Genomic DNA, 13,890 nt, shown 5'->3' on the forward strand with positions numbered 1-13,890 from the left:
CTTTTAACGATCCTGATGAGATTGGATGAGACCCGCCGAATTAAATAGCACAGGCTCAGGTTCCAACAAAACTTTAAATTTATTATACACATCCTGCTGTACTGCACGGTATGTGCTCTGTACATCGTTCAAATCTGCATTGGCATAATTCACTAAAACCAAGGCTTGTTTGGCAAACATCCCGACAACACCGAGCTGCTTACCTTTCCAGCCTGATTGATCTATCAACCAACCTGCTGCAATTTTAACATCACCATTCGGCTGCGGATAATGTGGCAATTTTTCAAATTGTTGGGCTAAAAGGTCATAAGCTTGCTGACTAATAATTGGGTTCTTAAAAAAACTGCCTACGTTAGGAAATTCTTTCGGATCAGGCAATTTACTTTGACGAATCTGAATCACTTGTTGTTGTAAATTAAAAGCAGTGAGCTCATCCCCCACGGCTTGTTTTAAGTCACCATAGCTAATTTTCAAATCTTCTTTTTTCAATAACTTGAAAGTCACATGTGTAATCACATAGCGATTTGGATCATCTTTAAAAATACTATGACGATAACTAAATGCACAGTCTTTAGCTTGAATATCGCTAAATGTTTTCAACTGTCGGTCATAGACTTGCACGCTTTCGATGAACTCACCGGCCTCTACACCATAAGCGCCAATATTTTGTACAGGAGATGCACCGACGAGCCCTGGAATCAACGCCAAATTCTGTAAGCCAAATAAATAATGTTCTGTCGTCCAAAGCACAAAGTCATGCCAAACTTGACCCGCACCGACCCGTATAGTTTTGGTCGTTACATCTTCAGACAGGTTTTCTACGCCTAGAATGTTCATATGCACAACCAAAGCATTAATTTGTGCGGGAAGCAGCATATTACTTCCACCAGATAGAATCATGACATTCAAAGCGTGTTGCTGTGCATAATCCAATGCTTCTACAAGCTCATCTGGACTGTGAATTTGAACATAATGAGAGGCTATCGCATTTAAGCTTAACGTATTAAAAGGTTTAAGCTGTTTTTGTGTTTCGATTTGCATGCACGAACCTTAATTACTGTTCAAATTGTTGTTTAAAAATACTGATCCACGCTTGGCTGCTCGACTCACATTGGTCAAGAACACGTTCAAAACCATCAAAGCCACCATAGTAAGGATCAGGTAATGCTTGCTGCGGATACTGCGCGTCATGTTCAGACATCAGTGCAACTTTAGCGCGGAGAGGTTGAGCACCAAATTCAGTTTGCGCAGTTTGATACAACGCTTGAATATCATCATAATTACGATGATCCATTGCCAGAATTAAATCGAAATGGACAAAATCACGGGTCTGTAACTGTCGTGCGCGTAAGCTGGATAAATCATAGCCCCGTTTTAAAGCATGTTCTTGACTACGCAAGTCAGGTGCTTTGTTGGGATGGTAATTACTGGTTCCCGCCGAATCGACTTCGATGTTGAGCTGATGTGCATCACAAAAATGTCTGAGAACAACTTCTGCCGTGGGAGAACGACAAATATTTCCTAAACAGACACATAACACCTTATAGGGCGCTGTGAATGACATAACCACCTCGAAACAGCTTTATTTTCAAGTGTCTTATGTTAAGTTATTTAGAGGATGAATCCTATAGAAGTACAAAACAATATTGTTGGATAAGATATAAAAAAGGATGCTGATATGAACCAATTTCAATTTCAAACTGTGCCGAATATTATTTCAGGCTTAGGCAGCATTCAGCAACTCAGAGGCATTTTAACAGCACGTCCTTATCAGCATCTGTTATTGGTTACAGATGCAGGCATGTTAAAGCATCAGCTCCATCTTCCCATCTTGGAAATTTTAGAAGATCTCTCTCTGACTTACAGTATTTACAGTGAGGTTGAAGCAGATCCAAGTGAGCAAATTGTTTTAAATGCGGTTGATTATGCCAAACAGCAAAAGGTAGATATCGTTATAGGCTTTGGTGGCGGCAGCTCTATGGATGTTGCAAAAATTATTGCCATCCTCAGCCATCCTGCACAGCAGCAACAGTTATCAGATCTTTATGGGGTAAATAATGCCCAAGCACCTCGCCTACCCTTAATTTTGGTCCCAACCACTGCAGGGACAGGCTCTGAGGTCACACCGATTTCGATTGTCACCACAGGTGAAACGACAAAGACTGGCATCGTAGCACCCGTTCTTTTTGCCGATGTGGCGATTTTGGATGCGACATTTACTGAAAACCTACCGCGTCATATTAGTGCTGCTACAGGCATTGATGCGATGGTACATGCGATTGAAGCTTATACCTCTAAAATCAAGAAAAACCCCTATGCCGACATGCTAGCGAAACAGGCTTTAAAACTGCTGAATCAGAACCTCAGCTTGGTGCTAGAAGATGGTCGAAATTTAGAAGCTCGACAAAATATGTTAGTCGGTTCAATGTTGGCAGGACAAGCCTTTGCCAATGCCCCTGTCGGTGCTGTTCATGCGCTTGCTTATCCATTGGGTGGACATTTTCACATTTCTCATGGACACAGCAATGCCTTAGTGCTGACAGAGGTTTTAAAGTTTAATCTTCCACTAGCTAAGCAACATTATGCAGAACTGATCTGCTGGCTCGACCCAAAAAGTACAGGCTGTACCGATGGTCTTTCTGATCTTTTTGTCGATCATATGCAAAACCATTTAGACCGCAGTGGTTTAACCTTAAAACTCAAAGCGTTGAATGTTTCTGAACATAGTCTAGACCAGCTTGCAACCGATGCTATGTTACAAACACGCCTACTACAAAACAACCCAAGAGAACTGGAGTGGCAACAGGCACGCGAGATTTATCAAGCCATTTACAGCTAAGCCATATAATTAACTTAGGCTATTTATAAGACGATTTTAAGGATAATAACGATGAGACAAGCTGCAAAGACACGTGACCAATTTCATTATTTTCTACCGATTCAAACACGTTGGTCGGACAATGACCTCTATGGCCATGTCAACAACGTCACCTACTATAGTTATTTTGATACTGCCGCAAATGCCTTACTGATTGAAAAAGCAAATTTTGATATCCACCAATCACCTATTATTGGTTTAGTGGTCAACTCAGCATGTAGTTTCTTACATGAGTTGTCTTATCCTGAGATTATTGATGTTGGTGTGACTATTGCCAAAATAGGGAACTCTTCACTCACTTACGAACTTGCCATTTTCAAATTTGGTCAAGAAACTGCTTCAGCTCAAGGACATTTTGTTCATGTCTTTGTAGACCGTGAAACACGAAAAAGCACCCCGATTCCCTCTGAAATGCGGAGTGCTTTGCGCCACTACTTAAGCCATGACATTACTTAAGTTGAATATTGTGTAATTCACCATCAAAAGTTTGTACAAGACCTTTGACCGTGTCTTCGTTTTGCAGTAACTCATGTGCACGTTGAAATGCTTTTTGCTTGCGCTGCGCCTGCATGGTGTACGGGGTAATCGTTTCAACTTCTGCATATTTCACATCAAAACGCGTCTGAGGCCATTCAGCTTTAAGCGCTTCTTCCAAGACATGACGTAATTGGGTGAGGAGTTGCTCATAACGCTGCGGAATCATAAACACAGACTCGGCATTAATTTGCCCAGCCATTAAACCTTGCTGAGCCAATTCTTGTACCGCGGGCGATAAGCCGCTGCTTCTGAACCAGTACTCCCACTTCTCCACCGTCCACTCACCGACTAACTGCTGCGGTTGAAGTTGCAAAATATCTTGCGGCATTAAATCGCCTGATGCAGTTGAAACCTGTTTAGGTTGAACGGGCTCTACAATAGCAGCAACAGTTTGCAGGCTTTCATTTTCTACAACTTGGGTGTCCTGTACGCTATCAGCAGACAGCACTTCATTTGCTAAATCAGAAGACTCTGCTCGCACAGCGGGTTCAGCTATTACTGCGGCAGGTTCAACTGATGCTTCATTTTGAGTTTCTAGGTCTAGCGGTACAATTTCATCAAATAAGAAATCATCACTATTTGGTTCATCGTCATTGCTTTGCGCATTAAACTCGTCTGCCTCATCTAAGTCGAACAGCACTTCATCACTAGAAGGATCGAAAACGATTTGATCAGATTGCTGAGATGAGTCCACTGGTGGTTTATTATCTTCGGCGCTTTCTGAAAGATCGACATCATCAAGTTCAGGCTTAAACTCAGGTTCTGCATTCTGAGTTATTGCAGCATTTTCAAATGCCTCGTTAAGGTCTGTGCCTTGAGCATCTTGCTGCAAAGCTTTTTTCGGATCAGCACTCGGTATTGCCATTTGTTGTACAGATTCAACTACAGCGCTATTGGCCTGAGCCACCAGCACTTCATTCGGTTGTAATGGACGGAACGCCAACATACGCAGCACCGACATTTCAAAGCCTTGCTCTTGGGTGACTGCTAGCTGTAATTCAGCACGTCCTTTACATGCAATTTGGTAATAAAGTTGTAAGTCTTGTGCCGCAATTTGCTGAGACAATTGCATGATTTTTTTATTAATTTCAGCACTATATTTGAGACTAAGTTCTGGCAAATATTGTAGTAATGCCAATTCATGTAAAGTCGAAATCAGCTGATCCAAAACTAAAGATACATCCAGTGCTTGCTGGCGGAATTGCATCAGCAACTCACTCACCCGTTGTTTTTGGTTTTGATGTATCGCAAGGATCAAATCATAAATAATGGTACGGTCGATTAAACCCAACATTTCTTTGACATCTTGGTGCTGGATAGCGCCCTGACCGTAAGCAATCGCTTGGTCAGTCAAAGAAAGTGCATCACGTAATGAGCCTTGGGCAGACTCTGCAATTTGCCAAATTGCATCTTGTTCGGCTTGGATGCTCTCTTTATTTAAAATATTAGCCAGATGCTCGGTAATTTCATCTACAGCCAAAGGGCGTAGTGTAAATTGCAAACAGCGCGAGATCACAGTAATTGGGAGCTTTTGCGGATCTGTCGTTGCAAAAAGGAATTTTACATGTTCAGGTGGTTCTTCCAATGTTTTGAGTAAAGCATTAAAAGAATGCGTAGACAGCATATGTACTTCATCGATCAAATAGACCTTAAAACGACCTTGCGTCGGCGCATAAGGCACATTGTCTAAAAGCTCTCGCGTATCTTCAACTTTAGTCCGTGATGCCGCATCAATCTCAATCAAGTCAATAAAACGGCCTTCATTCACGGCGGTACAGGTTGGGCAAACTTCACATGGTGTCGAAGTCACACCTGTTTCACAGTTCAAGCACTTCGCCAAAATACGGGCAATGGTGGTTTTTCCGACCCCACGCGTTCCTGTAAATAAATAAGCATGGTGCAAACGCCCGCGCTCTAAAGCACTGGTTAGTGCTCGAGAAACGTGGTTTTGACCCACTAGCTCATTAAAATTGCGAGGACGATATTTCCGTGCAAGTACTTGATACATGTATGCTCCTTTTTATAGGCCTAAGCATACTGTTTTTTTGCCAAAGAGTGAATGAATTACTTCACCCCGTTCTCGCATTTCTAAGCTATAAAGCTGATTTAGATCAATAATTCAAAAACCATTAGCTCCATTTTTATCCCACTCCCTATCTCAAGCTATTTATGTATTTAGATTATAGATTTGAAATAAAGTGAGAGCTTTGGAAAAGTAAAAAGATGTAAATATTAAAATGAATTTCTAAAATACAGATATTTAGAAAATTAAGCTGGTTTCACCAAAACAAAATCACTCTGCATTTGATATTTTTTTCCAGTCACATCTTCACGTATTTCTAAAACACGATCTTCTAAATCGACATATAGCAAGTTTCGCGTTGTCACGTTCACTAACTCTACCTTGTGCTGATCTTGAGCATTAAAACGAAGTGGTCCAGTCAAAGTTTCGATTTCATTATGGCCACTCAAACTTTCTCGTTTTAGGGTGTAGGTCATGTTTTCATGCAGCTCAAGTGCAACTGCCATACCCGGACAGTCTTCACAACGGGACAAACACCCCATACACGGCGTTGTCCCCTGATAACTCCCAACCCACGCAGGAATAATCTGCTTTTGTTCTGCCACTTGGAGTTTAGACTGATCATGTTGCGTTTGATTGGCCTCGGAACAACCTAAGAGTAATCCTGTAGCAACCAGCGGGATAAGAATGGGAGCCTTCATGTCACAAATATTCAAAACCTAAACCGCGACGAACATAACATATTTTAGACGATGACTAAATCTCAGCCCCGTCAAAACCAGCCTTTTTTGCCTTTTAAAACCGCATCTGCGCAGCGTAAACTTTCTTGGCTCAAAGCCCAAAGTCGATAATCCCCAGTCAAAGAACCTGTAGCAAAGTTATGTGTATAAGCAAAACTCAAGCCTCGCTCACCATCGCCCCAAGCCCCTGAACCATTAAAGCCCATATGACCAAAACCCTGCTCTGCAGTTTTTCCTAAGGTTAATATACGGTGATAACCCAAGCGCCAATGCATAGGTATCGGCATCACCCGATCTCGATCGGTATATTGCACTCGACTCAACTCAGAAAACACATCAGGACGAATCAACTGCTGACCTTTCCAAATTCCTTTTTGAGATAGCATCGCATACACTTTGGCTAAACTATTGGCTGTAAATACACCATTTGCTGCGGGAATGATCGCCTGAATCGCATCATCCTGATAAAAGCTGACCTTTTTCATACCTTTGGGAATCATGCCATCTTGAAAGTCTTGTGGATCTTGCCCTGACCACTGCATCGCTTTATCAAGCAATGAAACTTTACGCACTTTCGTTGGACTTTTTTGATTTGGTTGGATAGATACAGGACGGACAATGGGTCGTGCGATACGTTTTAATTCAGCACTGGGTGCACCAAAGTAAGCCCCATCTAGCTCAAGTGGCTCAACTAAATAGGTTTGGAAGAGTTTAGTTAAAGGTTTCCCCGTTGCTTTTTCTAAAGCACCACCGACCAGCCAACCAAATGACAAAGGTTGATAGGCAGCATCTTCACCAATTGCAAAGCGTGGTTGCGCCCTTTCAAATACGTCTAACATATGCGTCCAGTCCAACATTTCTGTCGCATCGGCAATGTTATTACGAATATCAAATAATCCACTTTGATGACTCAGCACGTGTCTTAGCGTCATCTTCCCTTTGCCATTTTGGGCAAATTCAGGCCAATAATCCGCAATCGGTTGGTCGTAGCTCAGTACACCCTGACTGACTAAAATATGTGCCAAGGTTGCGAGCACGCCTTTGCCCGTCGAATAACACACCGACATAGTATTGGCCTGCCAAGGAGAATCTACCGCTGCCAAACCCGTATAGATATCGACAACTTTTTCACCCTGAAAATATAAAACACAGGCTGCACCGCCATATGCTGAACGAGCATCCTGTAAACGGCTAAACAGATGGGCAACACTTTGAAAACGTGGGTCAACATAGCCTTGGTAATGGTTCGGATTCGCTTGTAAATATTGTTTTAAAATTTTCATTTACACATCCTTGTATTTTTAAGCGGACATAAAAAAGCCCAGTGTAATCTAAACTGGGCTTTTTAAAATTATAGTGCTTTGACCTGTCCCGTCACATGCGGTTTTTGATTCTTACTATTTCGAATTAAGAAAGCGGTATTTACACCATCTGTAGCAGTCATAAAATCGACTGTTGATGGTAAATACATCGGCAGTTTAAACCAAACATCCGCTTCATAAGCATCAGGCAATGTGATCGAAGCCAACGCTCGCGCCTTACTCCACATGCCATGCGCAATGGCTTGTTTGAAACCAAAGGCTTTTGCTGTCACCGCATGAATGTGGATGAGGTTGAAGTCGCCCGAGGTCATTGCATAACGACGGCCTGTGTTTTCAGAGACTTCCCAGACTGCATTCGGCTGATAATCTGGAGTCGTTGCTTCAACTAATTTTGGTGCTGTTTTACCATCGGTCTTTTGACGTGCTAAATACGTGGTCAATGCTTCAACCACCACTTCATTGCCAACTTTCACCGTGGTAATAAAATCAAACTGAACACCTTTATCATGTGGCTCAAGCGCGCCATATTTACATGATAAAGTGAGGGTTTCATTGACGCCAACTTTACGCATTTGTTTGACTTGATTGCGAATATGTACCAAACCTAGCACAGGAAATGGAAACGGCTCTTGCCCCATCATGTGCATTTGTAAGCTTTGTGATAATACGGCTAAATAAATCGCAGGAATATAACCATTATTTTTAAAGCCACACACTTGGTTATAAGCTTTCAAATGCTTTTGATCGACGTTAAAAGAATCCACCACATACTCAACCTGCGGTAAGACTTTTTCACCTTTTGGCTTTTTAAAGATCAAACCTTGAATGACTTTCGGATAAGCCATATATGGTTTTGGAAGTTGACTAAAATGGCGAGTCTTCATACTGAACCTTTGAGAAGTTTTTATTTCAATATTTTTGAAAGCTCCTTCTCCCTCAGGGAGAAGGTTAGGATGAGGGAAAAATACCATCCCACTTATAATATAAAGAATTTATCCCCCTCTAAAGGAGAGATAAATTCAAGCTTTTAAATTAAGCACCCAACAAGCTTTGACCACAAACACGTACCACGTTGCCGTTTAAACCAGTCGATGCTGTCGCTGCAAATAAAGCAATGGTTTCAGCAACATCTACAGGTAAACCACCTTGGCTCATCGAGTTCATACGACGACCCGCTTCACGGATTGCAAATGGAATTGCAGCGGTCATTTGCGTTTCAATGAAACCTGGCGCAACCGCATTGATGGTAATGCCATTCGTCAAAGTTGGAGCAGTAAATTTAACTACACCAATTACACCTGCTTTCGACACAGCATAGTTGGTTTGACCTAGGTTACCTGCAATACCTGAAATAGATGATACACAAACAATACGACCATTGGCATTTAAACCCTCGTTCGCAAGTAAATAATCATTTACACGTTCAATTGCAGACAGGTTAATGTTAATCACCAAGTCCCAAAGCTCAGGCTTCATATTTGCCAACGTTTTGTCGCGGGTAATACCTGCGTTATGCACGATGATGTCTAAACCACCTTGAGCAGCTGCCGCAGCTTTAATTTTTTCACCTGCATCGTTTGCTGTGATATCAATTGCCAGTGTTGAACCACCGATCTCATCTGCAACACGGTCAAGATCTGCTTGTTGCTGTGGCACATCTAAACAAATCACATGCGCACCATCACGTGCCAAGACATGTGCAATCGCTTCACCAATACCACGGCTCGCACCTGTCACTACAGCAGTTTTACCTGCCAATGGTTTAGCCCAGTCGACATCTACAACAGCAGCTTTAGAAACACGAATCACTTGACCAGAAACATAAGCAGAACGTGGTGATGCTGCAAAACGTAAAGTTGACTCAAGATTTGCCTCTGCACCTGCATCCACATAAATCAAATGTGCTGCAACACCCTTTTTAAACTCTTTACCGACAGACTTCACGAAGCCTTCAAGCGCGCGCTGTGCAATCGCTTTTTTCACACTACCCGCAGTTTCAGGTGTCGTACCTATCACAATCACACGACCAGAAGCAGCCACTTGACGTGCGATAGGGTTAAAGAAGTTATATAACTCATTGAGTTGTTCTGATGACTCAATGCCAGATGCATCAAAAATAACAACTTTGAATTTAGACTCTTTGTCGCCTGCATTAAATGCGCTTAAGTTTAAGCCCACTTGAGCAGCAGCTTGCTGTAACTGTGCATTGTTACCTGCATAGCTATTGGCGTGAACATTTGCCAAAACTTGCGCAATTGCACCAGACAATGAACTGTTTGTTGCTGCACCCAGTAAAACAGCACCTTTAATCACAGGCGTTGCTGACTCAAAACGGTCTAAAAAAGTTGGTGCAGGTAAACCCAAATTTTTAATGACAAATTTACCAATCGGAGATTTTGCGAATGTTTGGTATTGATCAGTCATGTTTTTATCTCTCATACAAATTAATTGTTGATGGATTCAAAGATATCCTTTTAACTTCAAAGTGATGTCTAGAGTCTTATATTTCAATAGTTCCATCGGTTTCTATAGAATCATACTTGAGTTATAGATGATATGTCTTGACCTGAAAGCCTGTTGCAATGTCATTCTAGTCAATTCAGCCCTTTTTATAATATGCTAATGTACACCCTAAGAATAGATTAACATGCTTGGAAAAGCCTTATGAGCAAAACAACTCAAGAAAATCCAGCAGTGGAAAATTCTGCTACGGAAACTGTGTCAAATACATCAAAAAGTACATCTCGTAGAACTAAAAGTACTGGCACAACAACCCAATCAGTAAATAACACGACTAAGCCGACTCGCACTCGTGCTGCGTCAACTCGTAGTAAAAGCCCCGCTTCTTCTACAAATGCTTCAAAACCAAAAACTCAAACTGCTGTTCAACAGGATCAAACCATGAGTCAAAACACTGTTCGCCGCGTGGCTATTATCGGTGGTAACCGTATTCCTTTCGCTCGCTCAAATGGCGCATATTTCACCGCTTCAAATACAGATATGTTCACAGCAGCGCTAAACGGTCTTGTTGAACGTTTTAACCTTCAAGGTCAACGCCTTGGTGAAGTGGTTGCTGGTGCGGTACTTAAACACAGCCGTGACTTTAACATGACCCGTGAATGTGTACTAAACACGGCACTTGCACCAGAAACACCTGCTTACGATATTCAGCAAGCATGTGGTACGGGCTTACAAGCAGCATTCTTAGTTGCGAACAAAATCGCACTGGGCCAAATTGAAGTGGGTGTGGCTGGTGGTGTAGATACGACTTCTGATGCACCAATTGCGTTTGGTGATGGTTTACGTAAAGCATTGCTTGAACTCAACATTGCAAAAACGGGTAAAGACCGTTTAAAAGCTTTAACTAAAATCAACCTAAAAGACTTGATGGATGCGCCGAAAAATGGTGAGCCACGTACAGGTCTTTCTATGGGTGATCACCAAGCGATTACTGCGCTTGAATGGGGTATTGCACGTGAAGCACAAGACGAACTTGCTGCATCTTCACACCAAAAAATGGCTGCGGCTTACGAAGAAGGCTTCTTCGATGACCTGATCACACCATTTTTAGGTTTAGAGCGTGACAACAACTTACGTGCTGACTCTACTGTTGAAAAACTTGCTAAGCTCAAACCAGCTTTTGGTAAAGGCGATGCACGTACCATGACTGCGGGCAACTCAACACCACTTACGGATGGTGCATCTTGTGTGCTTTTAGCGTCTGAAGAATGGGCGAAAGCAAACGGTCACGAAGTGCTTGCTTACTTAACCTTCCAAGAAACAGCTGCTGTTGATTTCGTTGAGAAAAAAGAAGGCTTATTGATGGCACCTGCTTATGCAGTTCCACGTATGCTTGAGCGTGCTGGCATTAAACTTCAAGACTTCGACTACTACGAAATTCATGAAGCATTTGCATCGCAAGTTCTTTCAACATTGAAAGCTTGGGAAGATCCAAAATTCTGTAAAGACCGTTTAGGTTTAGATGCTCCACTCGGTTCAATTGACCGCACTAAACTCAACGTAAAAGGTTCTTCACTCGCAGCAGGTCACCCATTTGCTGCAACGGGTGGCCGTATCATTGCTACTGCTGCGAAGCTGATTAACCAAAAAGGTTCAGGTCGCGTACTTGTTTCAATTTGTGCTGCAGGTGGTCAAGGTGTAACAGCGATTATTGAAAAATAATCTCGCCTTCGCCGTTAAAAAGCACCTCTTTTGAGGTGCTTTTTAACTGGTCAAAACCATCAATTTGCTCTATAGATAAAAAATAAAATAACCAAATACAAAAATATGCGAAATTCATTCCCATTATTGGCTTACCTCAATACACCCATTCGCTATTATTATTTTTACCTCATTCCCTTAGGACTAGCACTCCTTATGGTCAGTTTTGATGTTCACTTTCAAGGCGTGTTTCCAAGTACCATCGCATCCAACTTATCCAGTCCACATAAATTTCTCAATGACTTTTTTGGTATATGTACTTTCATATGCATTGCCCTTATTTTTATCAATTATTTTCGAGTACAGCTCAACAGACAACAAATCCAGCACATTAAACTACACTACGCAAAACTGAATACACAGCAACGTTCAATGTTTAGCCCGTTAGGCTTATTGTTTTTTATTTTTATGTTGCTCTTTTTCTGCTTAAGCTGGTTTTTGATCAGTGATGAAATCCCATACACAGATTCCAGTACAAAGAAAGGCGCAACCATGGTCTATCTAAAAGGCTTTGCTCATCCGTATATTATCGCTGTAGTGAATAGCTTACACTATGCCCTCACGGTTCTTTTTGCCTTGATGACCCCTTATATTTTCAATGTTAGAAAATTCACATAAGAATCACTGCACATTAAAAAATAAGCCACGACATTGCGTGGCTTATTTTTTAATTTGAATATTGTGCTTCAGGTTGAATACCCAATTTCGCTTCCAGCATGTCATAACACCACTGGAAGATAAAGGTATAAACCAAAATACACATGGTTAAACTGAAGTCGAGCACGATGGCTTGCCAAATACTCATTTGCATTGCATATGCGACCATTGGGATGGTTGCAAGCATCAAACCACCTTCAAAACCAATCGCGTGAAGAACACGCACGCCGATGGTTCTTTTTAGCTTTCTTTTCGCTTCAAACTTTTCAAAAAAATGGTTAAACACCATATTCCATATGACCGAAGTGACAGCCATGGCAATACCGAGTACACCTGTGACTTCTAAAGGCATATGGAATATGAAACTTAAGGCAACAGCAATGATCACCAATAGGATGATTTCATAGCTGAGCGCATGAATAATCCTTCTTTTGGAAATCAACATTTTTAATTACTCTTTCATGATTGGATGTTGGCTATTTTATTTTTATAATATTGATTAATCGAGTTAGGTTCTTTCAATAAAATTGAAAAATAGAGAATTATGAATATCAATCAAGAGCAACTGATTATTTTTAAAACCGTGATTGAGTCAGGCTCATTTTCAGCTGCTGCACGCAAGTTGGGTAAAGTACCATCGGCCGTGAGTATGTCAATTGCTAACTTGGAAATAGACTTAAACTTACAACTCTTTTTACGTGAAGGACGTGAGCCCACAGCAACAGCACAAGCAATCACTTTGTACGAAAAGACCGAGCAACTGCTGACCGAAATGAATCAATGGAAACAGCATGCCTATGCCCTAAGCCATGGTTTGGAGTCCTCGCTCAACATTGTAGTGGTATCTGAGCTTCTACATATGCAATGGATCGACTACATCGCGATATTAGAGGCCGAATTTCCCAGTCTACAAATCAATATTTTTTCTGCACCTCAAGAAGATGCGCAGAAAATGTTACTCAACGGCACAGCACAACTGGCGCTAATGTTTGAACGTGAGCAACTGGAAAGCAGCGAACAGTTTGTAGAATTAAAACTCGAAACTTTAGTTCCCGTCGCCAATAAGGACTTTATTCTGGCTCAATTTCCACAAGTCAGCTTTGAACAAATTCAACATAGCCGTCAAATCGTGGTTGCCAGTCGCGATAAAAGCATTAAGCCAGAATTGCTGTATTCCAAACAGTATTGGCGGACAGACAACCATCACTCAGCTTGCGCTTTAATCATGCAAAACTTTGGTTGGGGTGTTTTACCCTTAGAAATGTTGAATGAAAACCCTCAGCTCAAAAAACAGCTCAAAATATTAGATCTGCTAGATTTCACCCCGAAGTTTGAATATTTTGTGGACTTGGTCTGGAGTCGCGAAAGTGAATTGGGCGCGGCTGCGCGTTTTTTAATCCAATACATCCGAAATCAGCGTAAAAAAGTATAATAACTGCTGTTAAAACGTCCGAATCTACTTGGGTTAAAAGCAGTTTGTGTTATAAATAATTTACGGGTAATAACTTTAAG

At 41.6% G+C, this 13,890-nt stretch carries 13 protein-coding genes; 5 read left to right on the forward strand and 8 right to left on the reverse strand.

Translation table 11 applies throughout. The features are described 5' to 3' along the window. Positions 1-3: 3 nt before the first annotated feature. Complete coding sequence (murB, locus tag AC4CVD_RS08855; protein WP_490752898.1) at positions 4-1,041, reverse strand: UDP-N-acetylmuramate dehydrogenase; 1,038 nt, start codon at positions 1,039-1,041, stop codon at positions 4-6. A gap of 13 nt (positions 1,042-1,054) precedes the next feature. After that, complete coding sequence (locus AC4CVD_RS08860) at positions 1,055-1,564, reverse strand: low molecular weight protein-tyrosine-phosphatase (protein ID WP_490752900.1); 510 nt, start codon at positions 1,562-1,564, stop codon at positions 1,055-1,057. A 114-nt stretch (positions 1,565-1,678) separates the two neighbouring features. On the opposite strand from AC4CVD_RS08860, the gene AC4CVD_RS08865 reads away from it, so the two are divergent. Together AC4CVD_RS08865 and AC4CVD_RS08870 are read left to right on the forward strand one after the other, a co-directional pair. Then, positions 1,679-2,839, forward strand: coding sequence for an iron-containing alcohol dehydrogenase (locus AC4CVD_RS08865; protein WP_490752902.1), 1,161 nt, complete (start codon positions 1,679-1,681; stop codon positions 2,837-2,839). Between the two features lie 51 nt (positions 2,840-2,890). After that, positions 2,891-3,334, forward strand: a complete 444-nt coding sequence (locus tag AC4CVD_RS08870) for an acyl-CoA thioesterase (protein WP_490752904.1) — start codon at positions 2,891-2,893, stop codon at positions 3,332-3,334. Here AC4CVD_RS08870 and dnaX read toward each other — a convergent pair. The 5 genes from dnaX to AC4CVD_RS08895 form a co-directional block, all read right to left on the reverse strand. Further along, complete coding sequence (dnaX, locus tag AC4CVD_RS08875) at positions 3,327-5,423, reverse strand: DNA polymerase III subunit gamma/tau (RefSeq protein ID WP_490752906.1); 2,097 nt, start codon at positions 5,421-5,423, stop codon at positions 3,327-3,329. The two genes, AC4CVD_RS08870 and dnaX, sit on opposite strands and share 8 nt — an antisense overlap. A 260-nt stretch (positions 5,424-5,683) precedes the next feature. Continuing rightward, the gene (locus tag AC4CVD_RS08880) at positions 5,684-6,139 is read right to left on the reverse strand and encodes a copper resistance protein NlpE N-terminal domain-containing protein (RefSeq protein WP_058951900.1); all 456 of its coding nucleotides are present in this window, start codon (positions 6,137-6,139) and stop codon (positions 5,684-5,686) included. Between the two features lie 71 nt (positions 6,140-6,210). After that, complete coding sequence (locus tag AC4CVD_RS08885; protein WP_234305098.1) at positions 6,211-7,455, reverse strand: serine hydrolase domain-containing protein; 1,245 nt, start codon at positions 7,453-7,455, stop codon at positions 6,211-6,213. 74 nt (positions 7,456-7,529) lie between these two features. Beyond that, positions 7,530-8,384: a MaoC family dehydratase gene (locus AC4CVD_RS08890; protein ID WP_087013556.1), complete on the reverse strand. Its 855-nt coding sequence runs from the start codon at positions 8,382-8,384 to the stop codon at positions 7,530-7,532. A 148-nt stretch (positions 8,385-8,532) separates the two neighbouring features. Next, positions 8,533-9,924 (reverse strand): 3-oxoacyl-ACP reductase, encoded by a 1,392-nt coding sequence (locus tag AC4CVD_RS08895; RefSeq protein WP_335999829.1) that lies wholly within the window; start codon positions 9,922-9,924, stop codon positions 8,533-8,535. Between the two features lie 240 nt (positions 9,925-10,164). Between AC4CVD_RS08895 and AC4CVD_RS08900 the strand changes: the two genes are divergently transcribed. Both AC4CVD_RS08900 and AC4CVD_RS08905 read left to right on the forward strand, forming a co-directional pair. Then, positions 10,165-11,682, forward strand: coding sequence for an acetyl-CoA C-acetyltransferase (locus AC4CVD_RS08900; protein ID WP_346312628.1), 1,518 nt, complete (start codon positions 10,165-10,167; stop codon positions 11,680-11,682). 105 nt (positions 11,683-11,787) lie between these two features. Beyond that, positions 11,788-12,339, forward strand: coding sequence for a hypothetical protein (locus AC4CVD_RS08905; RefSeq protein WP_490752909.1), 552 nt, complete (start codon positions 11,788-11,790; stop codon positions 12,337-12,339). A 49-nt stretch (positions 12,340-12,388) separates the two neighbouring features. Here the strand turns inward: AC4CVD_RS08905 and aceI are convergent, their stop codons facing one another. Continuing rightward, positions 12,389-12,823: a chlorhexidine efflux PACE transporter AceI gene (aceI, locus tag AC4CVD_RS08910; RefSeq protein ID WP_062032662.1), complete on the reverse strand. Its 435-nt coding sequence runs from the start codon at positions 12,821-12,823 to the stop codon at positions 12,389-12,391. A gap of 99 nt (positions 12,824-12,922) precedes the next feature. Here aceI and aceR point away from each other — a divergent pair, with 99 nt between their 5' ends. After that, on the forward strand, positions 12,923-13,810 hold the full coding sequence (gene aceR / locus AC4CVD_RS08915) for an HTH-type transcriptional regulator AceR (protein WP_078388863.1): 888 nt from the start codon (positions 12,923-12,925) through the stop codon (positions 13,808-13,810). The last annotated feature ends 80 nt before the right edge of the window (positions 13,811-13,890 follow it).

It is taken from the genome of Acinetobacter sp. LipI_23 (assembly GCF_058243045.1).